Origin of the sequence: Tautonia marina (assembly GCF_009177065.1) — a bacterium.
Lineage (GTDB): Bacteria > Planctomycetota > Planctomycetia > Isosphaerales > Isosphaeraceae > Tautonia > Tautonia marina.
The window spans coordinates 79,210-103,846 of sequence record NZ_WEZF01000003.1 but is presented as its reverse complement, the minus strand read 5'-3'; the positions used below and the strand labels follow the sequence as shown (position 1 = coordinate 103,846).

20 protein-coding genes and 1 tRNA gene are annotated in these 24,637 nt (G+C 59.9%); 11 read left to right on the top strand and 10 right to left on the bottom strand.

What is annotated here, in order from left to right; all coding sequences use genetic code 11:
* The first annotated feature begins 35 nt into the window (after positions 1 to 35).
* The 5 genes from GA615_RS04985 (at position 36) to GA615_RS04965 (ending at position 4,232) form a co-directional block, all read left to right on the top strand.
* Entirely contained in the window at positions 36 to 329 is a 294-nt protein-coding gene (locus tag GA615_RS04985; RefSeq protein WP_152050171.1) for an FmdB family zinc ribbon protein, read from the top strand.
* 17 nt (positions 330 to 346) lie between these two features.
* Positions 347 to 544, top strand: coding sequence for a DNA gyrase inhibitor YacG (locus tag GA615_RS04980; RefSeq protein ID WP_152050170.1), 198 nt, complete (start codon positions 347 to 349; stop codon positions 542 to 544).
* Between the two features lie 280 nt (positions 545 to 824).
* Complete coding sequence (locus GA615_RS04975) at positions 825 to 1,754, top strand: NAD-dependent epimerase/dehydratase family protein (RefSeq protein WP_152050169.1); 930 nt, start codon at positions 825 to 827, stop codon at positions 1,752 to 1,754.
* A gap of 130 nt (positions 1,755 to 1,884) precedes the next feature.
* A complete protein-coding gene (locus tag GA615_RS04970) occupies positions 1,885 to 2,847 on the top strand; it encodes an NAD-dependent epimerase/dehydratase family protein (RefSeq protein ID WP_152050168.1) in 963 nt (320 codons plus the stop codon).
* Positions 2,841 to 4,232 (top strand): glycosyltransferase family 4 protein, encoded by a 1,392-nt coding sequence (locus tag GA615_RS04965; protein ID WP_152050167.1) that lies wholly within the window; start codon positions 2,841 to 2,843, stop codon positions 4,230 to 4,232. The genes GA615_RS04970 and GA615_RS04965 overlap by 7 nt, the downstream gene beginning before the upstream one ends.
* 915 nt (positions 4,233 to 5,147) lie before the next feature.
* On the opposite strand, the gene GA615_RS28405 is transcribed toward GA615_RS04965, so the two are convergent.
* Complete coding sequence (locus GA615_RS28405) at positions 5,148 to 5,276, bottom strand: hypothetical protein (RefSeq protein ID WP_261343916.1); 129 nt, start codon at positions 5,274 to 5,276, stop codon at positions 5,148 to 5,150.
* A gap of 564 nt (positions 5,277 to 5,840) precedes the next feature.
* Positions 5,841 to 5,970: transfer RNA gene (locus tag GA615_RS04960), tRNA-Ala, on the bottom strand.
* 11 nt (positions 5,971 to 5,981) lie between these two features.
* On the opposite strand from GA615_RS04960, the gene GA615_RS04955 reads away from it, so the two are divergent.
* Entirely contained in the window at positions 5,982 to 6,308 is a 327-nt protein-coding gene (locus tag GA615_RS04955) for a hypothetical protein (protein WP_152050166.1), read from the top strand.
* Positions 6,309 to 6,339: 31 nt separating this feature from the next.
* On the opposite strand, the gene GA615_RS04950 is transcribed toward GA615_RS04955, so the two are convergent.
* A complete protein-coding gene (locus tag GA615_RS04950; RefSeq protein WP_152050165.1) occupies positions 6,340 to 7,701 on the bottom strand; it encodes a hypothetical protein in 1,362 nt (453 codons plus the stop codon).
* A 118-nt stretch (positions 7,702 to 7,819) separates the two neighbouring features.
* On the opposite strand from GA615_RS04950, the gene GA615_RS04945 reads away from it, so the two are divergent.
* Entirely contained in the window at positions 7,820 to 9,556 is a 1,737-nt protein-coding gene (locus GA615_RS04945) for an ArnT family glycosyltransferase (RefSeq protein WP_161602181.1), read from the top strand.
* Here the strand turns inward: GA615_RS04945 and GA615_RS04940 are convergent.
* Positions 9,516 to 10,667, bottom strand: a complete 1,152-nt coding sequence (locus tag GA615_RS04940) for a glycosyltransferase family 4 protein (protein WP_152050163.1) — start codon at positions 10,665 to 10,667, stop codon at positions 9,516 to 9,518. The two genes, GA615_RS04945 and GA615_RS04940, sit on opposite strands and share 41 nt — an antisense overlap.
* Before the next feature lie 425 nt (positions 10,668 to 11,092).
* Between GA615_RS04940 and GA615_RS04935 the strand changes: the two genes are divergently transcribed.
* The 3 genes from GA615_RS04935 (at position 11,093) to GA615_RS04925 (ending at position 14,095) form a co-directional block, all read left to right on the top strand.
* Positions 11,093 to 11,890, top strand: coding sequence for an HpcH/HpaI aldolase family protein (locus GA615_RS04935; RefSeq protein ID WP_152050162.1), 798 nt, complete (start codon positions 11,093 to 11,095; stop codon positions 11,888 to 11,890).
* A gap of 145 nt (positions 11,891 to 12,035) precedes the next feature.
* Complete coding sequence (locus tag GA615_RS04930) at positions 12,036 to 13,268, top strand: Tm-1-like ATP-binding domain-containing protein (RefSeq protein WP_152050161.1); 1,233 nt, start codon at positions 12,036 to 12,038, stop codon at positions 13,266 to 13,268.
* Positions 13,265 to 14,095, top strand: a complete 831-nt coding sequence (locus GA615_RS04925) for a phosphoenolpyruvate hydrolase family protein (RefSeq protein ID WP_152050160.1) — start codon at positions 13,265 to 13,267, stop codon at positions 14,093 to 14,095. The genes GA615_RS04930 and GA615_RS04925 overlap by 4 nt, the downstream gene beginning before the upstream one ends.
* A gap of 14 nt (positions 14,096 to 14,109) precedes the next feature.
* Here GA615_RS04925 and GA615_RS28020 read toward each other — a convergent pair whose 3' ends face one another.
* A complete protein-coding gene (locus tag GA615_RS28020) occupies positions 14,110 to 14,559 on the bottom strand; it encodes a MaoC family dehydratase (protein ID WP_261343920.1) in 450 nt (149 codons plus the stop codon).
* A gap of 310 nt (positions 14,560 to 14,869) precedes the next feature.
* On the opposite strand from GA615_RS28020, the gene GA615_RS04915 reads away from it, so the two are divergent.
* Positions 14,870 to 15,439, top strand: coding sequence for an ANTAR domain-containing response regulator (locus tag GA615_RS04915; protein ID WP_152050158.1), 570 nt, complete (start codon positions 14,870 to 14,872; stop codon positions 15,437 to 15,439).
* 1,066 nt (positions 15,440 to 16,505) lie between these two features.
* On the opposite strand, the gene GA615_RS04910 is transcribed toward GA615_RS04915, so the two are convergent.
* The 5 genes from GA615_RS04910 to GA615_RS04890 all read right to left on the bottom strand — a co-directional run bounded on the left by GA615_RS04910 (position 16,506) and on the right by GA615_RS04890 (position 24,601).
* The gene (locus GA615_RS04910; RefSeq protein WP_161602180.1) at positions 16,506 to 17,213 is read right to left on the bottom strand and encodes a sensor histidine kinase; all 708 of its coding nucleotides are present in this window, start codon (positions 17,211 to 17,213) and stop codon (positions 16,506 to 16,508) included.
* A 26-nt stretch (positions 17,214 to 17,239) separates the two neighbouring features.
* The gene (locus GA615_RS04905) at positions 17,240 to 18,538 is read right to left on the bottom strand and encodes an NPCBM/NEW2 domain-containing protein (protein ID WP_152050156.1); all 1,299 of its coding nucleotides are present in this window, start codon (positions 18,536 to 18,538) and stop codon (positions 17,240 to 17,242) included.
* Between the two features lie 80 nt (positions 18,539 to 18,618).
* The gene (locus GA615_RS04900; protein ID WP_161602179.1) at positions 18,619 to 19,563 is read right to left on the bottom strand and encodes a prenyltransferase/squalene oxidase repeat-containing protein; all 945 of its coding nucleotides are present in this window, start codon (positions 19,561 to 19,563) and stop codon (positions 18,619 to 18,621) included.
* A 199-nt stretch (positions 19,564 to 19,762) separates the two neighbouring features.
* Complete coding sequence (locus tag GA615_RS04895; RefSeq protein ID WP_152050155.1) at positions 19,763 to 20,641, bottom strand: hypothetical protein; 879 nt, start codon at positions 20,639 to 20,641, stop codon at positions 19,763 to 19,765.
* Between the two features lie 3 nt (positions 20,642 to 20,644).
* A complete protein-coding gene (locus GA615_RS04890; RefSeq protein ID WP_152050154.1) occupies positions 20,645 to 24,601 on the bottom strand; it encodes a DUF4175 family protein in 3,957 nt (1,318 codons plus the stop codon).
* Between the last annotated feature and the right edge of the window lie 36 nt (positions 24,602 to 24,637).

Genomic DNA, 24,637 nt, shown 5'->3' with positions numbered 1-24,637 from the left:
ATCGTTCGGTCACCTCTCGGAGCCCTCGACCTTCCATGCCCACCTACGACTACATCTGCGACAGCTGCAAGCATGAATTTGAAGCCTTTGAATCGATCAAGGCCGACCCGCAAACGACCTGCCCCGCATGTCAGCAGGAAACGCTCCGTCGCAAGATCGGCGCGGGCGCGGCGATCCTGTTCAAGGGCTCCGGCTTCTATCTGACCGATTACCGGAGCGATTCCTACAAGAAAGCCGCGAAGGCCGATTCGGACTCGTCGAGTTCCGGCAGTTCGAGTTCCAAGTCCGATTCGAAGCCGGCGGCCTCGAGTGGTTCCACTTCCGACTGACCCATGACAGGCTGACCATGATTCGAGGCAAATGCCCCATGTGTGGCCGGGAGTTCGCGGGAACCGACCTCGACTCCCTCCCCCACTTCCCGTTCTGTTCGGAACGATGCCGGATGATTGACCTGGGCCGATGGGTGGAAGGAGCCTATACCATCCCCGGCCCCCCCGCCTCGAATCCCCCCTCTGGCGAATCCGATGAAGAAAGCGACGATTAATTCTTCGGAAAACCGACGTTGACTCCAAAGCTCGATCGGGTACGATCCCCACTCGCAGGCTGGCAGTTCGTTTCAGCAAGAGAATTTCACGGAAAGTTGCCTGAGCCAGCCTGATCGCTGCGTCCTGACCTGATTCGACAGCTCGACGCGAGGCCGCACGGACGGGGCCGCCGAGAAATTCGACCTCTCCCCCGAACGCCTTGCCCCCGAGCCCTTCCGCTTCGGTTCGGAACCCGTTGCGCGAAGGTCATCGCATGACGTCCACGGATGGGACTCCTCAATGCACCTCCTCGTCACCGGTGGCGCGGGCTATGTCGGTTCGACCCTGGTCCCCGAACTTCTCAATCGCGGCCATCGAGTCCGCGTGCTCGACTCCCTGAAGTTTGGTGGTCATGGGTTACTTCCTTGCTGCCAAAATCGCTTCTTCGAACTGCAAAAAGGGGACGTGTGCGATCCCAAGACGGTTGAGACCGCACTCGACGGCGTCGACGCAGTGATTCACCTCGCCGCGATCGTTGGTTATCCAGCCTGCAAGAAAGAGCCGCAACTGGCCCAGGCCGTCAATGTCGACTCCACAAAGTTGATCCTGGAGAAGCGTAAGAAAGACCAGAAGGTTCTGTATGCGTCCACAGGCAGCATTTACGGGTCGATCCCCGACTACATTTGCAACGAGAATACCCCTCGTGCTCCGATCACCCTTTACGGTGAAACCAAGGCCAAGGCCGAGCAGATGGTGCTCGATGCCGGCAACGGGATTGCCTACCGGTTTGCAACCGCCTTCGGCGTGAGTAACCGGATGCGGCTTGACCTGATGCCGAACGACTTCACCTATCAAGCCGTGAAGAATCGCAACCTGATCGTTTATGAGGGCGGTTTTAAGCGAACGTTCGTGCATGTTCGTGACATGGCCCGCTCGTTCATCTTCGCCCTCGAGCGTTGGGACGAGGTCAAAGATGACGTCTACAACGTCGGCCATGAGAGCATGAACTTCACCAAGCAAGACGTTGCCCGCAAGATTCTCGAGCATGTTGATTATTACCTGCACTTCGCTGAGGTGGGTAGTGATGCCGACCAGCGAAACTACGAGGTCAGCTACGAGAAGATCCGCGCTAAGGGTTTTGAGACGACGATCGACCTCGACCGAGGGATCCGTGAACTTGTCCAGGCCGCGAAACTGATCGAGTGGTCCAACCCGTTCAGCAACGTTTGACTCGTCGCTCGCAGGTGGAGATGGATGGCAGTTGGCAGCGTGTCTCCCGCTCGCCCGCGGCCTTCCGTCTCCTGCCTGTCTGCAATGGAATGCATCCTGCTTTATCAACTCACTGAGGGGACCGCGAGCGATGAAGGGTTTCTGGTCGGGCAAGCGAGTGACAGTCACCGGTGGAGCCGGATTTCTCGGAAAGCACATCGTCGCGCGGCTTGAGTCATTCGGGGCCGAGGTCTACGTTCCTCGCAAACGAGACTACGACCTTACGACGCTCGACGCCTGCCTTCGTTGCCTGCTTGAGCATCCCTGCGACACGTTGATTCACGCGGCGGCCTACTACGGCGGCATCGGGATCAACGTGAACGAACCGGGGCAGCTTTATTATCAAAATCTTGTCATGGGTGCCAATCTGATGGAGGCGGCCCGTCTCACAAAGATTGACAAGGTCGTCAACATCGGCACCGCGTGCAGCTACCCCGGCTACCTGGAAGGAGAACTCAAGGAGCAGGATCTTTGGGCTGGCCCGTGCCACGCCAGCGTCGTCAACTACGGGTTGACCAAGAAGATGCTGGCTGTCCAGGGCGTCGCGTACAAAAAGCAATACGGGCTCGACTCGATTCACCTGATTCTGACGAATCTTTATGGGCCTGGAGACTCCTACAATCCCGACCGCTCTCACGTCGTTGCCGCCCTGGTGCGGAAGTGGGTTGAGGCCGATCTGAACAACGCCGAAGAGGTCGAGGTCTGGGGCACCGGCAAGCCGATTCGTGAATTCATTTACGTCGAGGATTGTGCCGACGCGATTGTCCTGGCTGCCGAGGTCTACAACGACGAGACCTTACCCCTCAACATCGGAACCGGTGTCGGCACCTCGATCAAGGAACTTGCCGAGACGGTCCACGAACTCTCCGGGTTCAAAGGCGCACTTCGCTGGAACGTCGACAAGCCCGACGGCGCAGCCAAGAAGGTGCTCGACGTGACCCGAATGACTCAGGTCCTCGACGGCTGGACGCCGCCGACCGACCTCCGGGCCGGACTGGCCAAGACGATCTCCTGGTATCGTGCCAACAAGGATGAGGCCGACGCCAAATGGTGAGCGACATCCCGAAGCCCAGTACTCCTCCCCGATCCGGCCGTCTCTGGAGAGCCGGACATCCGTCCGAGGGAAGGACCCGACCGCACTCAGGATCGAGAATCGGCCAACCCTCGCGCCGGCCTCGCATCCTCTTTGTTAACCAGTATTACTGGCCTGATCATGCCTCGACGGCCCAGCACCTGACGGACCTGGCCGAGTCGCTCGTCGATCGCGGTTACGAGGTCCATGTCCTGTGTGCCCGGGGCCGTTACGAGCCGGGGGCCGAGCCTCCTCCGGCCGAAGAAACGCACAACGGCGTGCAGATTCACCGGGTCCGCGCCACTTCGCTCGGCCGGGGAAGCGTCTTCAACCGCATGACCGATTACCTGAGCTTCTACCTCGGGGCGGTTCGCAAGGCCCTTTCGCTGCCGAAGTTCGAGGTTGTCGTCACCCTCACCACGCCTCCGATCATCGGCCTTGTGGGTACGATCCTTCGTCGCCTTAAGGGATCGTGCCAGGTTTACTGGAGCATGGATCTTCACCCCGATGCGAGCCTGGCCCTCGGGCAGATGTCGAAACGGAACCCGGTGGTGGCCGCCCTGGCCTGGCTGAGCGACCTGGTCTATCGTCAGTCCGACCGGGTCGTCGTTCTTGGGCCTTACATGGCCGATCGCATTCGCGACAAAGGCGTCCGCGATTCCCGGATGGTCGAGATCCCCGTCTGGAGCCGCCAGGACGAAATCTTCCCGATCCCTCGCAAGGGGCATCCAATGCGGGAGTCGCTCGGGCTCTCCGAGAAGTTCGTCGTGATGTACTCGGGCAATCTCGGACTGGCTCACTCTGCGACCGAGTTCATCGAGGCTGCTCGACGCCTCCGCGACCGCAAGGAGATCGTCTTCCTGTTCGTGGGCGGTGGGCCAAGGCTCCGGGAGGTGAAGGACGCGAAGCAGGCCGAGGGCCTGGAGAACATCCAGCTCCTTGATTATGTTCCTCGGGAACAGTTGCATGAATCCCTAACGGTCGCGGATGCTCATCTCGTCTCGATGAGGCCTGAGATGACCGGCATCGTCGTACCCGGCAAACTCTACGGTGCCATGGCATCGGAGCGACCGGTACTCTTCGTCGGACCGGACCACAGCGAAACGGCCGACACCATCCGCCAGGCCGGCTGCGGCATCACCGTAAGGCTCGGCGAGGTCGATTCGCTCGTCGATGCGATCACGTACCTGGCCGATCATCCGTCTGCTGCGTCGGCCATGGCGGAAAAGGGCCGATCAACGTTCCTCGCCGAGTTCGAGCGTGAAGGGTGCTGCGAACAGTGGGCGGCGTTGATGGGCGAACTTGTTGGCGATTTGCGGCCCGCGTCGGTTCCGGATGGTCCGGCCGTGGTCTCGGCAATCCGTTGAGATGGGGGCGATCATGATTGTTGCGTGATGCATTGAGGGATCGTCGCGTGATCGGGTAATCTTTGAGATTGCTCGGGAGGCTGCGACGATCCCCGCACACGTCCCGGGGAAATCTCCCGACGATGGCGACGGGAGCACGGGGCGGTAACCATGACGACTGATCCTGTCGATCCTGCCTACTATGAGGCCCCGACGACCGCCCCGGCTGCAAGCACGCCGAAGGAACGGTCAGAAGCCGTCGTTCCTACGACCTGGCGAGGGGCGATCGCCGGAGCCCTGCTTCTGTCGTCGGTGGGCATACCGGTCGGGGCGGTAGGTGCGATTGCCGGCCTGATGCTTAGCGCGATCGCATTCGGGGCGGGGCGAGGGTTCGCCGTCTCGATGTGGACGGTCCGGGGTCTCGGCTTCGCGCTGTCGTTCGCGGCCATCGGTGCCGTGTGGGGCGGGTTGCTGGGCATGGTCCTTGCCTTGATGCGCAGGGGAAAGCCGCGGGGTTGGTCGTCGCGTTTCGCAAACCTCCTCGAACGCCCAATCGGGAAACGATCGAGCGAGCAGGCGAACAGGCCATCACGATTCTCTCGCCTCTCGCGGTTCTACTGGCGGGTGCTTCCCTGGGTGCTCGGGGTGCCTGCTGTTGTGGCTGTGCTCGGATCGTTCGTGGTGGGAATTCGGATTGGGACGGCGGTGGATGATCGGCTGGAAGCTGCGGTGGCCGCGGCCGATCGCGACGACCCAAACTGGAGGATAGACGACCTTCTGGCAAACCGGGCAACGGTCGATCCCGAGAAGGACGCTGCCATCGTGGTCGGGGAGGCCCTTGATCTGCTCCCCGACGGCTGGCCAGATCATGAACCGCCGGCGATGCCGGGCTGGGTCAATCCGCCTCCGACCGAGTTGAGGATGGCGATCGATCGCCTAGCGGAACTTGATCCGAACGTCCGGCTGGACGACCGGACCGACGCGATACTCCGCGCCGAGCGAGACGAATACGAGGAGGCCATCGACCTCGCTCGCAGGGTGGCCGATCTTGAGACGGGTCGGCATGAACTCTGGATCGGCCCAGCGGTGATCGACACGCTCTTGGCCGATACTCAGGCGTCACGGACAGCCGCTCGATTGTTGCAGGTCGATGCAGCAATTTTCGCCCAGGACGGTGCGATCGACGAAGCGATTGACTCCAGCCGGACCATCCTCGGCGTGGCTCGCTCGATCGGTGACGAGCCGTTCTTGATCTCACAACTTGTACGAATCGCCAATGGTAGCGTCGCGATGCAGACTGCCCGACGAACACTCGGCCAGGGGGAAGCCTCCAACGCAGCCTTGGAACGACTCCAGACGGATACGATGACCGAATTCCTGCGGCCTCTTGTGCTTTACGGGATGAAGGGGGAACGGGCCACGATGGTCGAAGTGATTCGCCGGCTTGCTGATGAGGAGATCCCGATCCGTGCCCTGAGTGGCGAAGGATTCCTTGATTCTGATGAGACGGTTTCCCCTGTTTCCCCCTGGGGGAAACTCGCTTTCGAAAATCAGATGGCCCTCGCGCTGGAATTCATGAACGAAGCCGTGGCAATCGCCGCGCTACCGGCGCACGAGCGAGGCCCACGCTGGGACGCCTGGGAAGACTGGATCGAGGATGAGCGTGCCGAGTGGCATGCCTATTGGAGCAAGACACTCCCGATCCTGATGACCCCCGCTTGCCAGGCTGGCGACCTTGCCCATCGGCGCTACGAGGCGGAACTCGGTTCGATGGTGGTCCTGCTCGCTGCTGAACGGCACCGCCTCCGACACGGCGACTGGCCGGTGTCGATCGAGGCGATTGAGGACGACCTGCTCCCGCAAATGCCCCTCGACCCCTTCTCGGGCGAGGTGTTCCGTCTCCATCGACCCGAAGGGCGGTTCGTCGTCGCCTCCATCGGGCCGAACGGCCAGGACGACGGGGGCGAGTACGAGCCGAGGGCGTGGCCCCAGGGAGGGCCAGATGATGTGGGGTCCGTCGCCTGGGACGTGGATCTAAGGGGGCAGCCCCCCCCTGCCCTTCGAGCTGGAGGAGGAGTACGACGAGATGGGCTCTGAGTGATCCGACCGGGATCGCCTCAGGGCCCGATCAGCGGTGATAGCTGCTGTGAGGGTAGAGGACGAGGCGCTGAGCGAGACGGAGTGGGAGATCGTCTCGACGCTCGATGCGGCTCCAAGGGTCGTTCATCCCGGAAACGGCATAAATCGAACCAAAGAGCATGAATACAACGAACACGATCCTCCAGGCCACATGACGAAGCCGTTCGAGAGCGGCGGCGGCGAACAGAAAGACGAGCGGTGTGATTGGTAAGAGATGACGCACACCGAACGACTGCCCTGAATAGTCCGTTCGTCGAACACCGAAACTGTAGTAAGCCAGTAGGACTGCGGTGACGCTCGCCACAAGGATCGCCCCGGAACGGAGCGCATCGCGGCGGAACACCATTGCCAGAGCCATCCCGATTGGTGCGAAGAAAAGGACCGGAGTGACCGTCAGCCAACCCTGGGGACCGACGATCAACTCGACGAGAAACCACGAACGAGGGATTGTTTCTCGATACGTTCCGATCTCCGTCACCCAGTACGATCCTTCATAGGCGAGCGCCTCGGGATACATCTCGACCGGGAGGGGTGATCCCGTCACGAACGATTGCAGGAGGCTGTGAACGAGGATGGGGAAGGCGGAGCCGATCAGGAACGCAACCCCCGCCCCTCTCGATCGAATCAGCAGCCAAACCAGCAGACCGATCCAAACTGCTCCACCTGCTGGAAGGTCAATCGTCGCCCCGAGCGAGGCCAGGAACCCGGCACTCACGCTTCGAATCAGACCCGATCGCCGCGTGGAATCTTGGAGCAAGACCATTGCAAAGGCGAGCGTCAGGAGTCCCGCGGCAACACTGTGATTATTGAACGTGACGCCATAAGTCAGCAGAAGGGAACCGAAGCCAAATCCGAGTGTCAGCAAATCCGCAAGGCCTCGGTGGATGTCGATTGCCTGCAACATCCTGCGCAGAGCATAGAGCGCCAGTGCAGAGGGAACCGCAATAAGACTGCCCACAAGGACGCGATTCACCGGTCCGAACGATTCGATGAAGGTCCGAGGTGAACGAAGGTCAAACATTCGGTATCCCGAGGCGTACAACGGACCATAAACGGCTGCTCCAAGTGCCGGAAGCACCGGAGGTTTGTCTGAGTACAGGCGATCCCCAAACTTCGCAAGGTCAGGGGAACCGCTCGGTTTCAGATACGGCGAGTCATCGACCGACAGTGTCCCTCGCTCGACAATCGACTCGATCGTCATGTACCGTGACCAGACGTTGCCGCTCATCCGGGGTGGATCGGCGAGGAAAATCAGGGCTGCTCCGAAGATCAAGGCCGGGATCGCCGCGCGGAGATGACCGATCGGCCTAGGGATTGTGATGGTTCGATCGGCTGCCGAAACGGTGGCCATCGTTGTAGAATCATGAGAAACCATCGCGGTCGATCACCGAGGGCATCAGGGAAACCCAGGCCAACAGGTGGCGATGGGCGAGGGATCGTGTCTGGATTCTAACCTCAGGAGGGAGTCGTTGGCCAACATTGCCATGCGATCCCGGATCTCTGGCTGGGCGGTTACCGGGCTGGTGATCACATTGATTTTCGCGGTCTGGTGGCGCGGACATACCTTTGCCCCAGCAGTGGAACAAAGACTCGGTGTTGCCCCCTGGCCCGTCGTGGAAGGGGACGTCGAACCGCTCGATTGCGACGAGGCCGCGTATGCGTACATGGCTCGAAAACTCGTACAAGGTGACCGGCTCTATGCCGATTTGAGCGAAAACAAGCCTCCATTGGGGTACTGGCTCTATGCGGCGTCGGTTGCTATGGGTGGAGCGAACGAGCTTACGATTCGATTGCTTCCGATTCCTCTGGTTCTGCTCACCGTCGCCCTGGTCTGGTGGATCGGCTTACGCCTGAGCGGGACGATTGCTGCGGTCATCTCCGCCTTCCTCTATGTCCTCCTGAGCACCGACCCCTACGTATACGGGAACGGGGCACAGCTTGAACAGGCGATCAATTGCTTTGCGGTGGCCGCATTGGCAGCAGTTCTCAGGGCAGAGCAGGAACCAGGGAAACGAGGAACCTGGCTGTTGCTCGCCGGGATCGCGGCCGGACTCGCGACAGCGGTCAAGCAGGTCGCGGCGCTGCATCTGGTGATTCTCGTCCTGGCCATCATCGCCTTCCCTCGCCGAGACGTGAGCGATCAGTTGAGACTACGTGATCGGCTGAGGTCGCTTGGTGCCTTGATCGGTGGATTTCTCGGGGTCGTGGTCATTGTGGTCGGCATCCTCGCAGTTCGCGGGGTTGCGGGGGACGCCTACGACGACATCATTCGTGCAGGAAGGGCGTTGGCGACGGATGTCGAGGCCGAGCCGAACGCGCCTTCACCTGCAGTCCGATGGCTCACGGGCAACGCCGATCCCTCGGGAGAGTTGCCTCCGCCGTTCGGTTCCACCAAGTACCTCGTCTGGTGGGGGCGAGGTTCCTGGCCGCTCTGGCTGGTTGCGGTTCCGTCGCTCATCGGTCTGGCGGTTCGTCGGCCGAGTTTTGGCCGGTTGGTCCTGGTCGGCTGGACGATCTCGGCAATGATTCAGGTCGTGGCCCCGAGATTGTACTGGGCCCACTACTACTTGTTGCCAATGCCTGGCATCGCACTGGCCGTGGGAGTGATGCTTGGAGACCTGGCATCTTCGCAGCGGAGAACCTGGCGATCGTGGGTCTTCGGCCTCGGACTGACCGGGGCGATTCTGGCGTTTGGGGTGATCCAGGTCAGAGACTACCTCCTGGTCCCTGCCGAACAACTGACGATTCGACACAAAGGGGGAGGCCAATGGGTCGAACTTCGGAGAATTGGGCGAGACCTTGGTGATCGAACCGCCGATTGGAACGATCCGAGCTTGCTGGTCTGGGGATGGCAAAGTCCTTTAAATTTTTATTCGAAGATGGACGCGCCGTCGCGTCATTTCTTCACGAATAACCTGATGCGGGACTTCGCCGACCGTCCCCATCCGGTGATCTCACCGAAAATTGCCGAACTCATGGACGATCTTCGGGAAAATCGGCCCGAACTTGTCCTGGTCGCATACCCCCCCTTCCCTAGCCTCAGGGAATTCCTTGAGGAAGGATACTTACCAACAACCCTCTATCGCATTCCGATCTCACCGGATGGCCGCGGTCTCTGGGTTCGCAAGGATCGTTTTGCAGAACTCACTCGATCAAGGGCAACGGTCAGCCAACGGGAATCACCGCCGGCACAGACTCCTCGATGATCCGAGCGTATCGTTCGCGAAGCGTGCCCATGATCTGCTCCCAACTCTGGGATCGGGCAGAGTCGCGAGCATTCTCGGCAAGAAGACGGCGAAGGGGAGCATCCTCGGCCAGGGCAAGCAGGGCGTCGGAAAAGGTTGAGGGTGGGGCATCGGGATGGATCGCCAGCCCGGTCGTGCCGTGTAGAACGATCTCCGCCGGACCACCGTCAGCGAGCACGACCGCCGGCAGGCCCGAAGCGAGTGCTTCGAGGACCACGTTCCCGAAGGTTTCGGTTCGACTAGCAAAGGCAAACAGATCCGAGGCGGCATAATGGTCGGCCAGATCTTCGCCGGATCGGAACCCGACAAAGCGAGCCATCTTGCCCAGTCGAGCCTCGATCAGTGGACGCGCAGGGCCGTCACCCACGATCAGCAGGCGAATCCGAGGGCAACGATGCACAGACCTTGAAAGAGCCTCGGCCAGGTAGTCGATATTTTTCTCGGCGGCAATCCGTCCAACATACGAGATCACCACATCGTCTGCCTCGAATCCCAACGCCTTTCGGACGGACTCGCGACCTACCCGGTCTGGACGGAAGAGATTTGCGTCGACTCCTCTTGGCCAGAGGACGAGATTTTGAAAGCCATGTCCGTTGAGATTCTCAATGGTGGCTCGAGACGGAACATAGGTTTCCCGCGTCCGATTGTGGAACCACCGGAGATAGCGCCAGATCAATCCTCGAGCCCAACCGATTCGATAGTGGTCAGAGTACTGATCGAAATTGGTGTGGAAACTGGAAACCACGGGAAGCCCGTTTGAGACGGCATATCGAAGGACGGCCAGTCCCAGGGTCGCCTCGGTCGCGATATGGATCAGGTTGGGCCGAAAATGCTGGATCGACCGACAAACCCCTCGATACGGAGGGCGAGGAAGTCGGACATCCGGATAGAACGGAACCCGAAGAGAGGGAACTCGAGAGGAACCCTCGGCGAGGTTGGGCGTCCCATAATCGGGATGGATAAGTTGCACAGCATCGCCCGATTCCTTCAGGACTCGCACGAGCTGTGAGAGGGTCCGAGAGACACCATTCACCTGCGGAAAATAGGTCTCGGTGACGATCGTGATCCGCATGCCCACGCCTCGCCAAATTCGTCGAATCGAACCCGATGCGTCGGTCGATTTCAAGACGATTTGTTCTTGGTCTTGAGTATCATCGCATGCGGAGAAGGTTGAAACCATGCCATCTGAATTCTTCTTCGGAAATTCTCGAAGAACGGAACATTCAACATTGAGTGCGAGCGGGTTGAAAGCAGCAATTCATGAAACATTTGCGTGTAAATTCGGTCTATGAGAAGCGCAGGATGATCCTGATACTCCGACTTCTGTCAGGCTCCGGGTGAATCCCAACTCGTTTTGCAGGTCCGGAAGTCCTGTCCGGCCATCTCTGCCTTGCTCGTCGCGCGGGACCGTGACAGACTGGACGTTGATTTCCCAGCCGACTGCCATCTGATCGGTTTCGGGAACCCGTCCAAGATTCGATTTGGGAGTTTCGATCCGTGAAGCCGAATCCCGTCAAGCGAGCCCTTCGTGAAGGGAAGCCGCAGGTTGGTACCTGGTTATCCCTCGGGAGTACCTTTGCAGCTCGATTTCTGGCCCGAACTGGTCTTCCCTGGCTGACGGTTGACCTGGAGCATACCCACACCGACATCCAGACGGCCGCCTTGATGTTTGGCGCGATTGCTGATGCCGGCTGCACTCCGCTGGCACGCGTTTCCTGCTGTCGCCACGATCTCATCAAGTCGGTCCTCGATTGCGGTGCAATGGGGATCGTTGTGCCGATGGTGATGACTCCGGAGGAAGCTCAGATCGCCGTTGCTGCCTGCAAATATCCTCCGCTGGGGAATCGGTCGCTCGGTGGGTCGTTACATGCGCTTAACTACGGAACAACGGCCGAAAAATACTATGCGGGAGCCGACGAGGAAATCCTTGTCGTCATCCAAACCGAGCATATCGACGCGGTCGAGCGAGCCGACGAGATTTACGCTGTCCCCGGCATCGACGCGATCTTTGTCGGTCCCAACGACCTGGCAGCCTCGCTTCGAGAAGCCAAGGGAGTCGCCCCGACCCCTGAGCGTGTCGAGGAGGTCCTCCTCCGTATTCGCGAGGCTGCAGCGCGGCATGATGTCCCCTGCGGAATTCATGTCAAGGACCCAGACGACGCCCAGCGACGAATCGACGAGGGATGGCGGTTTATCGCCGTCGGAAGCGAACTCTCGATGATGCTCCAGTACGCGACCGCCCTGGCCGATCGCTTCAACCAGGGAGAGGCCGCGTCCGCTTTGGCGAACTATTAATCCCGAGCGCAATACGAACTGGAGTGTTGCGGTTTGAGAAATCGGGGGCAGGAAGACCGGCTCACCCGGTTCCTGCCCCTTCGTTGAGCGAATAAAACCCATGCGGGTTCTTTGGATCGGATCGATCTGAGACGGGAGTTGCGAGATGGCGGTCCTCCTGATCGGCACACTCGACACGAAAGGTCGGGAACTTGCATTTCTCCGAGATCTCCTCCGATCTGAGGGTTTGAAGGTTCTGGTGATCGATGCCGGATCGGGTGATCCCGGAGCGATTGAAGCAGACATCCCCCGGGATCGAGTGTTTGAAGCCGCCGGTTCGTCACTCGACGCGGTGCATCAGCATCGAGATCGGGGCCGAGCGGTGTCCGATGCGGCTCGGGGGGTCTCTCGGCTGGTTGGTCGATTGATCGAGGAAGACGCTGTCGAGGGCATCCTTGGGATTGGAGGTTCGGCAGGAACCACCATCGGTACTGCAGCCATGCGGGCTGCCCCCTTTGGTCTGCCGAAGATCATGGTGAGTACCCTGGCCAGCGGACAAACCCGTCCCTATGTGGGCGGGAGCGATCTGATGATGATCCCATCGATCGCAGACCTCGCCGGTCTGAACCGAATCACCCGGCGCGTCCTGCTCAATGCCGCCGAGGCAATGGTCGGCATGGTCCGGGGGCACTCCACTCCAGATGCAAGTGAAGGATCATCGGATGGTCCGCTGATCACCGCCACCATGTTTGGTGTGACAACCCCCTGCGTCGATCGGGCTCGAGCCCGGCTCGAAGCCCAGGGGGCTGAGGTGATCGTCTTCCACGCGACCGGGGTGGGCGGGCAGGCGATGGAGCGATTAATCCAGGACCGGCTGGTCGACGGAGTGCTCGACCTCACCACGACCGAACTCGCCGATGAACTTGTCGGAGGCGTCCTCTCCGCAGGGCCCGATCGTCTGACCGCCGCAGTTGCCGCCGGTGTACCGCAAGTTGTCAGTGTCGGCGCACTCGATATGGTCAACTTCGGCCCTCTGGAAACGGTTCCCGAGCGTTTCCGTGGCCGAACGTTCCATGTTCATAATCCGACAGTCACCTTGATGCGCACTCAAGCTCGCGAGTGTCAATTGATCGGCCAACGAATGGCTCAGGTACTCTGGGATGCTCGAGTCGAAACAGTCGTATTGCTACCCGAACTCGGCGTTTCAGCGCTTGATGCTCCCGGTCAACCCTTCTACGACCCCGAGGCAGACGAAGCCCTGTTCTCGGCCCTCCGAGACGGATTGAAAGATGCGACTCACACGCGGGTTGAATCCCTCCCCATGCATCTCAACGATCCAGCATTCGCCGATACGGCTGTTGAACGACTTCTCGCTGCAAGAGGGAAGGTGAACAAGTGACGCGGACGAAGATCCTGGAACGATTCCGACGGAAGATCGCCTCGGGCCAACCTATTATCGGTGGCGGCGCCGGGACCGGCCTGAGTGCCAAGTGCGCAGAGGCCGGAGGAATTGACCTGATCATCATCTACAATTCGGGACGTTTCCGGATGGCTGGACGCGGGAGCCTCGCGGGTCTGATGCCCTACGGCGATGCCAACGCGATCGTCATGGAAATGGCTCGCGAGGTTTTGCCGGTGGTTGATCACACCCCCGTCCTGGCGGGAGTCTGTGGGACTGATCCCTTCCGGATCATGGATCGATTTCTGGCCGAGGTTCGCGACGCCGGGTTCGCTGGGGTCCAGAACTTCCCGACCGTCGGATTGATCGATGGGCAATTTCGAAGGGGACTTGAAGAAACCGGAATGGGCTATGACAAGGAAGTCTCCATGATCGCGAGAGCCCATCGGCTCGACCTCCTGACCTGCCCTTATGTTCATGACGAGCACGAAGCTTACGCGATGGCCAGCGCTGGAGCCGACGTGGTGGTCGCACACGTTGGTCTCACCACGAAGGGGTTGATTGGAGCACAATCCGCCCTGGGAATCGACGAAGCAATCGAACGAGTTCAAGTCATGGCCGACGCGGCCCACTCGGCCCGAGACGATGTTCTCGTCCTCTGCCACGGAGGACCAATTGCCGAGCCATCCGACGCCGCTGAGGTGCTGACTCGAACCCGAGGAGTCGTTGGCTTTTTTGGGGCGAGTAGTATCGAGCGACTCCCGACCGAACCGGCGATCATCGGTCAGGTTCAGGCATTTACCGCGTTACGATTGCCCGAATCTTGAAACGACTCTGGCGATCACATCGAGGGAGAATCGCCGGCCTCGTCGACCGAGGTGGAACGGCCCCGGACGAGCGTGCGCGTTTGTCCTTCCTGAACCACCTCGCCGCGCTGGTTGACAACCTGGCGATTCCAGGTCACGACTCCTCGTCGGCCTCTGGCACGGGGCTCCAGCGCCTCCACTCGGGTGAGCACGCGAATGGTGTCGCCAATCGTGATTGGACTTCGAAAGGACCATGAGACAATTTCCAGGAACGCAAGCGTCTCGACTCGTGGGGCGGTTGTCCCAAGTCCACTGGCAATCGCAAGACCCAGCAACCCGTGGGCAACCGGTTGCCCGAATGGCCCCGATCGAGCGGCCTCGTGGTCGACATGCAGTGCATTGAAGTCACCTGAGAGACCCGCGAAAAGGGAGATTTCCGCCTGAGTTACTGTCCGAGAGACACTCTCCCAAGCCTCTCCGACCACCAAATCCTGAAACAACAAGACCTGGGGAACGTGTACCTTCACCGATTTCAGTTCCTTGTGGTAACCCCGATTTGGGAAACTGGTTCGCCCTCATGGGGTTGGGTCAGGAAAATCAAGGGATCAAGGCTCGGCTCAATCGTCCAGCAAGCAGTGCTGAGGGACGACCGAGAACCGTTTGCAACGCTTGGACTCGAATAATTCTGTCGATCGTCTCTTTGGCACGAGGATTGTACCGTGGTACGATCCTTCTTTGCAGCCTCGACTCTAACTCGTGACGAGCGACGGCGACCGACGAAGGGAGCTCATCGCAATGAAGGTACTCATCGCCGATGATGATCGGAAGGTGGGGGCAAGCCTCCAGCAAATTCTGAGCAGAATGGGATACAGCGTTGCCGCAGTGGCGGAGGATGGCCAGCGGGCAATCGAGATGTGCCGCCGCACGCTGCCCGATGTGGCAATCCTCGACATCGAAATGCCCGGTCTCGATGGGCTTTCTGCGGCCCGCCAGATTGCCCAGGATCCCGGAACTCCTGTCATTATTTTGACCGCTCACGGTCAACCCGAGCTGGTCGAGGCCGCCATTCAGGAAGGTGCCATTCAGTACCTGCTGAAACCGGTCACTGGCCCCGCCCTCAACGCAGCCATTCAGATGGCTGTCGCCAAGGCCCGGGAATTAGATCAATACAAAAAGCGCAGCGAAGAACTGGAAGCCACGCTTCGCGATCGAAAGATGATCGAAAAAGCCAAAGGCATTATCATGTCTCGGAAAAACTTGACCGAGGCTGAGGCCTTCCGGTTTTTGCAGCGTGAAAGTCAGGATCGCCGAATCGCAATGGCCAAGCTGGCCGAAACGATCGTTCATGCGCATGAGTTGATCTGAATTCCTGGAGCCTCTGCCAAACGGTCGGTCTTCTCTGGCCTGTCAATCCCACTGGTTGACACAACAGAGAGATGGACTGTAGCCTGACCTTGCCAGGGATGAAAGATTTCAACTGGGAAGGTTCTTCTCTCTTCTCTGGGCACGGCCGGCAGTGATCCCCAATTTTGGTCGTTGGCCATCGCGTGTCTTTGGTTCTGAGTCTCTGAACGATCGATCCGACCTCTCAGGCGATTGTTATGCATGGATGTGCTGAGCCCGCTCCCTCAGATTCTGGAGGAGCCTTCAGGACGGTACATGATGTTCCCGAGTTGCGAGGGATTCTTGCGGCGATCGGCGAACATCTTGAGAAACCCTTGATCGACATTCGAGAGGCGGTCGAGTCGCTCTCTCTGAACCCGATCGTCCCGCAATCCGTGCACCCCCATCTGACGACCGCTGCAACGATGTGTGACGATGTTGCGGTCCTCACTCAGCGCTATCTGGATTACATAGATCAGGTTCGGGCACTGCCCTCGCCGCAGCTGCTTGCCGTTCGGCCTGACGAGTTACTCGTTGAGATCGACCGACAAGTCATGCCCGAGGCCTTTGGTCGTGGGGTTGCCTGGAGCTGCGTTCTTGAAGGACCGATTCGTCCAATCCTGACAGATCGCGTTCTCTGCCTTGAGGCACTCCTCGAATGGGCTGCCTTGGCCGTCGACTCCGCGAAACCGGGGGATTCTGTTTCGCTGGTCCTGACGTCCGATCCATCAGAGCATGGCAGCGCCAGTCGTCTCTCGATGGTTTCGTCTTCCGAGGAATTGATTAACAACCTGACGAGCCTTCGCGAAGATCCATTGTTTGGTCGTCTCGTCTGCCTGGAAGAGGTGGGAACAGATCCCGGCTCCCGGATCGCGTTGAGCCTTGAGCGGCTTGAGATCCTCGGGGCTCGGGTTCGGTTTCAGGCACCGACCGAAGGCGAAGGACTCATCCGATCGGCTGAGTTCACCTTCCCTGCGGCACCATTGGGCTTGCATCGCGATGGTCAACAGCCACCTGATCCAGAAATCCGAATCACACGCACTCGGAATCAGCAGCGCTGACTGCTATAGGTCATGCGGAGCATCGTCCCTTGACCAGGCTTACTGAGAATCGAGAGCGTTCCCCCGTGCCGACGCCAAATACTGTTGGCCAGACAGAGCCCAATACCCAGGCGACCTGGTTTCGTTGAGAAAAACGGTTCGAGCGCTTGCTCCTGAATCACTGCATCCATGCCTTGCCCGTCGTCCTCGATAATCAAACTCGTCCACTCGGGCTCATCGAACTGCGATCGAATGATGATCTGCCCACCCGTAGTATGGAGTGCTTCGATCGAATTGAGAATCATGTACTCGAACATCGATCGGAGTTGTGCCGGATCTCCATTCAGGCATGCAACCGGTTTGCAATCAATAATCCAGGAAACCTTTGGGTAGGTTTGCGAGAATGCGGCGATGACCTCCTGAAGGAGCATGACCGGATCAACCGGCTGATCGAGAGGTTGTGTCGAGGGGCGAGTGAAATCGATTAATCGACGTGCGACTCCCGATGCCTTGACCGACACGTTGACGATCACATCCACCGTTTCTGCAAGCTCGGGATCAGACTCGAGGTCTGAAGGATTTGAGAGCTTGAGGATCTCGGCGTTACTGACGACCGCGCTGAAGGCGTTGATGAGATGGTGGCCCACACTCGACGCAAGATGCGCGAGTTGCCGTTCGCGATCGGGTCCGTAGGTCGTGGGAGTTTTCTCTGGCATGAACCGAAGCATAATCGAACGCGAGTTCAGTTGCCAGCAACCGGAGGTTCCGTGTCGCCAAACTCGCGGATGAGCCGTGCATCGATCCATACAGCGTAATCGCGAATGCCGCCACCAGGACCGAACTCCGTCGCGAGGATCAGGAACTTGCCCCCCGACACGTCCACGTCGATTGCGATGGGGTCAACCCCTGATGTGACGGGAGGCGACGCATATCGCTCCTCTCCATCGACCAGAACGCGAAACACGACGTTTCCCAGCGGTCCGGCAATATCATCCAGGGCAAGGCGAGCCTGAAAGCGTTGATCTTCCGGCTGCAATTGATAGGCAAGCAAGGAACGACTCTGCGTCCCGAGCCCTCGGAGAAATTGCCGACCGTTGACGGTAATCGGGTTTCCGAAGACCGTGGTGTTGGTTTGGACCGGGCGAGCGGGGCCCACGTAGGGAACGGTGACTTCGCGGGCCGCTTCCCGTTCTGAGAGATAGACAATTCGCTCGTTCAACGCATAGCAACTGGCGATCCGGTCGATCGGTGCATCAAGCTCAACACCGATGGAGGTCTTTCCTTTCAATCGCCCCTCTCGGATGCTGAGCTCGATCAGTCGAAGGCGGCTCCCGTCCGTAAAGACAAAGTCGAACGAGCGATCAGGACTTTCGGGAATTTGTAATAATCCCGGATCGAGTCCCACCGCTTGCACCATTTCCTTGGGAAGTTTCTGTAACCGATTGGCATCCAGATATGCCACCTCCGACTCTCCGACTGCCGAGAAGGTGACATCGCGTTCGTCCCCGTTGACAAGGAACAGACGATCGGATGCACGAGCAGTGTCTCTCAGGCTTCGTATCGTCGTTGCCTCTGCCTGAGGATTCAGAGCGGGCGTGATCGAAAATCCGACGACGGCATCGAGCGGGATGCTCAATGCTCCGAAGATCGAAGACCTTAACTCGATGGTCTGTTCGTCTGCCGCATCGAGTTGTCCTCGGATTTGATCGCCGAGAGGAAGCACCACCAGTGGTGCCTCCGAACCCCCTTGCGAGACGACGGAGCGATGCCTGGAAAGCTTGACCAGATCCTCTCCCTCGACGATGCGATCCTCTCCCTGCTCATCGACTAACTCCAACGGACCCTCGAAGGACATTGAGCGAATCCGACCCGTAATGATCGAGCCGTTACTCAGCATCGCATCAAACACCGGCTCGGACGGGAGGGGATCGGGAGCGTCCTGAGCGGCCATGGTGAACTCAGGGACGGCTAGCCGGACCCCAAGCCAGAGCGTGCACAGGAGAAGGGAAGGTCGATCGGCAATGTTCATGGTGGCCGTCATGTCTCTGGCGACGATCGAGCAATGCTCACACGCGTCGAAGTGATTCTCAGATCGGATTCGAGATTCGATCGGAAAACCTGCTACCGCTGGAAGATTGGCAGGCAACTGAACGGGAGCTGAAGGATGATCAGGGCCATGGCCGTTCCGTACGCTGGACCGAATCCGTCGGACCAGGAACCATCGGGTTCCTGATCGTTCAGCAACTCGTCTCGAATAGCGGGATACCACCGATTCCAATCCTCTCCCCCTCGAATCCACATGGCCTGGGCGGCATAGTAGTGGCCGTAGAAGTAGTGGGGAAGTCGACGAAGGAAGCGGTCATCGGGCCGATGCTGCTTGAGGTATTCGATCCCGTCGTCAACCGCCTGATCGTTGTAGACGGCAGCGCTGTAGAGCGCCACAACACCGGCGGCGGATCGAGGAAAGGCGCTCGATCCCCCCCGCAACATGTACCGGAAGCCACCATCGGGGTTCTGCGCCTGATTGACATAGTCAATGCATTCTTCGACCGTCTCCTTGGGAACGAAGAGGCCAGCGTTTCGAGCGGCTCGAAGGGCATTGATCTGACAGATGGTGACAGACAGATCCGCGTCGTCCCGGACGGGCTGATAACGCCATCCGCCTTCTTCATTTTGCGTATCGATGATCAACCGGACCGCCCGCTCCAGAATCGGCCGCAGTTCCGACCGGCGAGACATTCCATAGGCTTCCGCCAGGAACAAGGTGGCGAAACCATGACCATACATCGGGTTATTGGAGGGCGGAGGGCTGGAGACAAACCCTGAGGCATCGGCGCAGGACATGACATAGCCGAGTGCTTCGTCGATATTCCTGCCGTATGGACCCCGGCCGGGCGACGAACCGTTGCCCATAAAGGCCAAACCCGCAAGGCTCGAAATGGCGGCTCGATAAGAACCGCTGCCATAGGAGCCGTCAGGAGCCTGGTTCGCCGCGAGCCAGGCGAGCCCATCATCGATCGCCCGAATCGTCCGATCGTCAACCAGTGCCGCCGAACCCTCCGGCACTTCCCCGGTTCGTCCTTCCCGAAACCCCGTATCCTGGCGACCAGAAACGGACGGGAGGGGGCCGGCGACAACTGCTCCGAATCCGAACAACGCAAGTCGAGTGAAACAGCGCCGCGAGAGGCGAGGGAATTGCATTGACAGCGGTTGACCCATGGTCGGGACTCCGGAATCACTCAAGATCAAAGGACCACGGGGTGAATTAACGCTCCACGCCTTTTTTGGCCACTGACAGGAAGTAACGTTCAATCAGTTCGCGTCGTTGATCGAGCGGCATCATCCTGCTGACGTTCCCCATGACCTCGCGGAGGGAATCCTGGAGATGGCCCCAGGAATCCTTCGCGTTGACCAGAGCGGGATTCTGCTCGGGGGTCTTGGGAGGAGCGCCGGTCTGTTCGCCGTTGTTCTCGCCGTTCTGATCTTGCCCTTGCTCCTGAGGTTGCTGCCCCGCCATTTCCGTCTGTTGTTGTTGCTGTTGCTGCTGTTGTTGTTGCTGGCGAATGCGGCGGAGCAACTCATCGAAGTCGCGAACAATCTGTTCTTGCTGCTCCCGGGTTTGATCCCCGGTGTCGAGCTCGGAGAGGCGTTTTTCGACCTCGCGCATCTTCTCCATGGTTTCTGAGAGGGGGCCGCCTTCCTCGGAAGACTGCTGACGCTGGTCTTCATCCTTGGGCGGGTCGATGCGACCGAGCAGGCGACGCAGGTAATCATCGAACGCCTGTTCCTCGCGATCAAGTTCATCCCGTGCGTCGTCCCCGAGACGATCGGGGCGATCCGGCATCGCGTCCAGTCCCAGGTCAGACGGGGCCTGTCCCTCGGCGTCAGGTCGATCGGATCTTGGGCCGATCAGACCTTCAAGAAGCTTATCGACATCGGCCTCCTCGTCTCCCAGAGGGGGGGGAGCCGGTTTTTTGGCCTTGTCTCCAGACGGTTTCTCTCCTGCCTTGGCGTCGTCTGAAGGGTTTGTGCCCTGCTGGATCTCGTCCAGCAGGCGATCGAGGGCGTCGTCCTGAGCGGATGCCGAGAGACCAATCCCGAAAACCAGGACCAGCGTCGGGATCAGGAATCGAGTCGCGGGCATGGGTCAGTCCTCCAGGCCATCCGGTTGTCGCGGGCGAATCAGGTCACGGAGCAGGTCAGCGATTGTGTGTTGATCTTCTTCGAGGCGAACGAACTCCTCCTCCTGCGTTTCCGACAGCGGTTCGTCTCGCCGCTTGAGTTCGTCCAGTTCCTGAGTGCGGATGTTGATGTCTTCCTGCATGGCCTTCAGCATGCGAATCTGGGCTTCCGCGGGGATGCCGTCTCCCTGATTTCCCTGGCCGGGTTGTCCCTGGCCTCCGCCTTGTTGTTGCTGCTGCTCTCCCTCTTGCTGATCCTCCTCGTTCGGGGGATCAAGCGAGGCGACCAGACGTTCCAACCAACGACTGGCATCTTCTTCGGCACGCTGCGTCTCGGCGCCCGTCTCAATCTCGGCAAGCTGCTCGGCGGCTTCAACCATCCGAGTAATCGCTCGTTCGAGAGAGAGTTTGAATACGGGAGCGCCTTCGAGCCGCTCAGCCAGTGACGCCGTTTCATCCTTCAGACCGGCCTGAGCACGACCGAGATTGCGAACATCGAAACTATCGGCGCGGGAGAGTCGTCCGCCTCCCGCCTGCCGACGCGCCTCGAACGCCTCGGTTTCTTCAAGCAGTCGCTTCTGCCGATCATTGTACGCGCGAAGCTGATCGCGAATCTTGGCAAATTGCTCCATCAAGAGGCGATCCTGGGCCTCTTGAATCGCCTGGTCCGTATCGGCAATGGCCTGTTCGAGATCGCGGAGGGCCTCTTCCTCATCGCGGATCGCGGCTTCGCCATCTCCTTCATCGAGGTTCTGACCGGCGTTCCCCATGCGAGAGGCCGCTCTTGAACCGGCTCGGGCGGCCTGATCAGCTCGAAGTTTTCGGAGTTTTTGGAGCTGGCGCCGGAGCTCCTGCTCAAGCTGTTCCTGCTCCTTGGCAAGTTCCTGAAGGCGAGCACGGTCGGCTTCCCCCCCCTGCTCTCCCCCTGCTTGCTGGCCCCCTTGAGGTTGTTCCCCGCCGGGTTGCTGAGCCCCCTGAGGCTTGCCGCCTTGCTGGCCTTGTTGCCCCTGAGCCTGTCGGGTCCGTTCCAGCAGATCGGTCTGCTGACGCTGGGCCTGGGCAAGCTCCGATCGGGTTTCCTGGAGTTGTTTGAGCAGACGTTCCAGATCGTTTTCACGACGGTTTTTCAAGGTATCAACGAGGTTCTGCATCGCCTCGCGACCCTTGTCCTGAGCCTGGCCTGCCGGGCCCATCTGGTTGCGGTCGATCTGCTCGGCCGCCTGCCCGAGTTCGGCCGCGGTTCCTTCACGTTGAAGCTGATCAAGGGCATCCTTTAACGCCTCAGCCGCGAGGGGATCACTTTCGGCCAACCCCTCAGTCAGATCGTTCATCCGATTGGCCAGATCTCGAAGATCCCGAGAGACGTCGCGTTGTCGGTCGGCCAGATTCTGAAGGTCGGCCTTCTGTTCCGCGTTCAGTTGGTCGGGGGTCTTTCCCATCAGGCCGGGATCAGTCGCCCGCTGCTCAGTGTCTTTCTTGACGGCATCCTGGTCGTTCAGGAGTTGCTCAGCCTCCTGGGTCACGCCTCGAAGGGTCTCAAACTCACTGAGCCCCTGCAGCATCCCTTCGAGTTCACGAGCGATGGCCTGCTGGCTTTGGCGAGACTCGTCGAGAGAACGGCGAGACTCGGTCGCGACAGGATCGCTCGGTGCCGACGGTTGAGCCGCTCCCTCGGGAGCAGCCTCCGTCGGGGGTTCCTCGCCAGCAGGCGAAGGCTCCGTCGACTCCGCCGGGGCCGACGGAGCAGCCTCTCCCGTCGCGGTATCCTTGGCTTGACCAACTGAGGGTTGTCCCCCCGATTGCGGTTCGGTTTCGGCGGGCTCCGCTTCGGTGTTGCCAATGCGATTCTGACCGTCGATTTGCGGTTCGAGGTCGCGGATTGCTCGGGAGATTCCTTGCTCGGCCGGGCGGAGATGCTCGGCACGAATTCGATCGACGGCCGCTTTCATTTGCTGCATCTGATCGGCGACCTCCGGATCGGACATCCGGGAATTCTCCATGTCGTCGAGGAAGCGCTGAATTCGGTCTCCAAGACCGTTGCCCGACTCGTCGAGACGGCCACCGACCTGGCGTTGCATGACCGACGCTTCTCGCAGCCGATCGCCGGTTTCTTGCTCGATCTGACCAGCTGCGTCGAGTTCGTTGATCGCCTCTCGCACAGGAGGCATGGCGAGCTTCTGCATCTCAAAGATCCGTTCGATTTCCTCCCGGATCTCTCGCCGACGGTCATCCAGTTGGCCTCGGTATTCCTCCTCGGAGATCACTCGAATCCGAATGGACCGACTCCGGGTGAGGTGAGGCCCTGCGTCATCCGGACTGCTGAAGAAGTCTCGGGCCTCTCCGGACACTGAGATGATCGAGCCGGGAGTCACGTTCAAGGGCGCAAGCTCAAGTCGATGCTCCACTTCTTGAGCAAGTGATCGTCCGCCGTCGATCGTGGCTTCCGAGGACCAAAGGGGAACGACATGATCCTCGGCTTCGGCGGAATCAGGCTTGGTCACCGTGTAGAGCAGTCGAACCAGTTGAAGCCCAAAGTCATCTTCCGCGCGAATACGGAGGGGAACGGTGGCAGACACAGGAACAGAGACATCAAATTGCGGCTCGACAATCAGGGCGAGCGGTGGTGTATCGACAATCGTTCGCAACTCGTAACGGGTTGCCTCAGGGTTGGAGAAGCCGTCACGATCACGCAGGGAGAACCAGTACGAGCCAGCCCCCTGAGCATCGACCGAGGCTAGCAGACGCTCACCATTGTCCTCGATTGAAACCGGGATGTCGGTGGGTTCCTCGTGAATCATCAAGCTCGCAGAGCTCAGTGGCTTATTGGCCCGACCATTGAATCGGATGACCGAGCCCTGCAGCGCCCGAATCTGGGTCTGATCCGAGGCAAGTGTTTCGACGGCGGCTTCGCGTTCCTCATCGCTGGCGAAAGGTCGTGTGTACGCTGGCGGAACCACCTGCACCTCCACCGCATCAAGCGAAGGAGGAGGCACGACAGCCACATTCACCCACTCGGTCGTGTCGTCCCCGGCGGCAACATAAAACCGGAACGACTGATTGACCGCGTCGAGACGACCGTGAAACGTCCCGCGATCCTCAGGACGGAGCGCCGAATTGATCGTTTCTCCGTCCTCGAATCGATAGATAATCCGAGCCGAACCAGGTGGACGGCCTCGAAGCGCTCCGTCGAACAGCTTCAAGGGAGGAGCGACGTGACTCAGAACCTCGAACCAGGCTCGCGGAGGGACCACGGGGAGCTCACGACCGACGCCAGCCTGAGCCGTGAGTTCGAATGGCATTCCTCTGGCCAGTTTGGTTGGCGCCTCTGCGATTTCCAGTTCGGTTCGTTTGGGCCAGGCGACCTCGTCGAGAAGAAATCGCCGCGCGGCGATCGACTGGAATTCCGGTGCGATGAATGACTCCAGCAGCAGCACAGCCGCGGCCCAACCCGCCATCGTCGCAGCGAGCCGCATTGGCCTCGGATCGAGAATGCTCTGAAAATCAAGCCCCTGAATCTCGTTCATCGCCTGAGTGATGGTGAGGTCGCGGAGCGCTTCCGACCCATATCTGCCATCGTGAGCATCCGCGGCACCGCGGGCCTTGAGAAACTCGATGGTGCTCGAAAGGCGATCGTTGAGGTGGGGCCATCGGCGCTCGATCAACAACGCGAGCCGGAGATCATCGAACGGAATCAGTAACGGGCGGACCAGTTCTCGCCAGGCGATGAGAGCCACGACGATTCCCGCGAGAACCAAGGCCACAACCCGGACGTTCCAGGTCAGCGGAACGAACCAGTCGATCCAGGTCAGGGTAATAAAGGCCATGACCGCGGAAAAGATTGTCCAGCAGAGCCCCCTCAGGATGAGGACCCGTCGGAGGTGGCCTCGGAGCCCGGCGATCCGGTGATCGAGCGTTTCCATCATCTCGCCGCTCCTCTCGCGTGGGAAAGGTTCCGTTCC

What these genes read in the sequence shown, in the direction of transcription:
- GA615_RS04985 (WP_152050171.1), top strand. Translation starts at nt 36, where the DNA reads ATGCCCACCTACGACTACATCTGCGACAGCTGCAAGCATGAATTTGAA.
- GA615_RS04970 (WP_152050168.1), top strand. Translation starts at nt 1,885, where the DNA reads ATGAAGGGTTTCTGGTCGGGCAAGCGAGTGACAGTCACCGGTGGAGCC.
- GA615_RS04975 (WP_152050169.1), top strand. Translation starts at nt 825, where the DNA reads ATGCACCTCCTCGTCACCGGTGGCGCGGGCTATGTCGGTTCGACCCTG.
- GA615_RS04895 (WP_152050155.1), bottom strand. Translation starts at nt 20,641, where the DNA reads ATGCCCGCGACTCGATTCCTGATCCCGACGCTGGTCCTGGTTTTCGGG.
- GA615_RS04980 (WP_152050170.1), top strand. Translation starts at nt 347, where the DNA reads ATGATTCGAGGCAAATGCCCCATGTGTGGCCGGGAGTTCGCGGGAACC.
- GA615_RS04890 (WP_152050154.1), bottom strand. Translation starts at nt 24,601, where the DNA reads ATGATGGAAACGCTCGATCACCGGATCGCCGGGCTCCGAGGCCACCTC.
- GA615_RS04940 (WP_152050163.1), bottom strand. Translation starts at nt 10,667, where the DNA reads ATGCGGATCACGATCGTCACCGAGACCTATTTTCCGCAGGTGAATGGT.
- GA615_RS04930 (WP_152050161.1), top strand. Translation starts at nt 12,036, where the DNA reads ATGGCGGTCCTCCTGATCGGCACACTCGACACGAAAGGTCGGGAACTT.
- GA615_RS04915 (WP_152050158.1), top strand. Translation starts at nt 14,870, where the DNA reads ATGAAGGTACTCATCGCCGATGATGATCGGAAGGTGGGGGCAAGCCTC.
- GA615_RS04955 (WP_152050166.1), top strand. Translation starts at nt 5,982, where the DNA reads ATGGTGGTCCTGCTCGCTGCTGAACGGCACCGCCTCCGACACGGCGAC.
- GA615_RS04910 (WP_161602180.1), bottom strand. Translation starts at nt 17,213, where the DNA reads ATGCCAGAGAAAACTCCCACGACCTACGGACCCGATCGCGAACGGCAA.
- GA615_RS04950 (WP_152050165.1), bottom strand. Translation starts at nt 7,701, where the DNA reads ATGGCCACCGTTTCGGCAGCCGATCGAACCATCACAATCCCTAGGCCG.
- GA615_RS04965 (WP_152050167.1), top strand. Translation starts at nt 2,841, where the DNA reads ATGGTGAGCGACATCCCGAAGCCCAGTACTCCTCCCCGATCCGGCCGT.
- GA615_RS28405 (WP_261343916.1), bottom strand. Translation starts at nt 5,276, where the DNA reads ATGCCGACCCGTCTCAAGATCGGCCACCCTGCGAGCGAGGTCGATGGC.
- GA615_RS04905 (WP_152050156.1), bottom strand. Translation starts at nt 18,538, where the DNA reads ATGACGGCCACCATGAACATTGCCGATCGACCTTCCCTTCTCCTGTGC.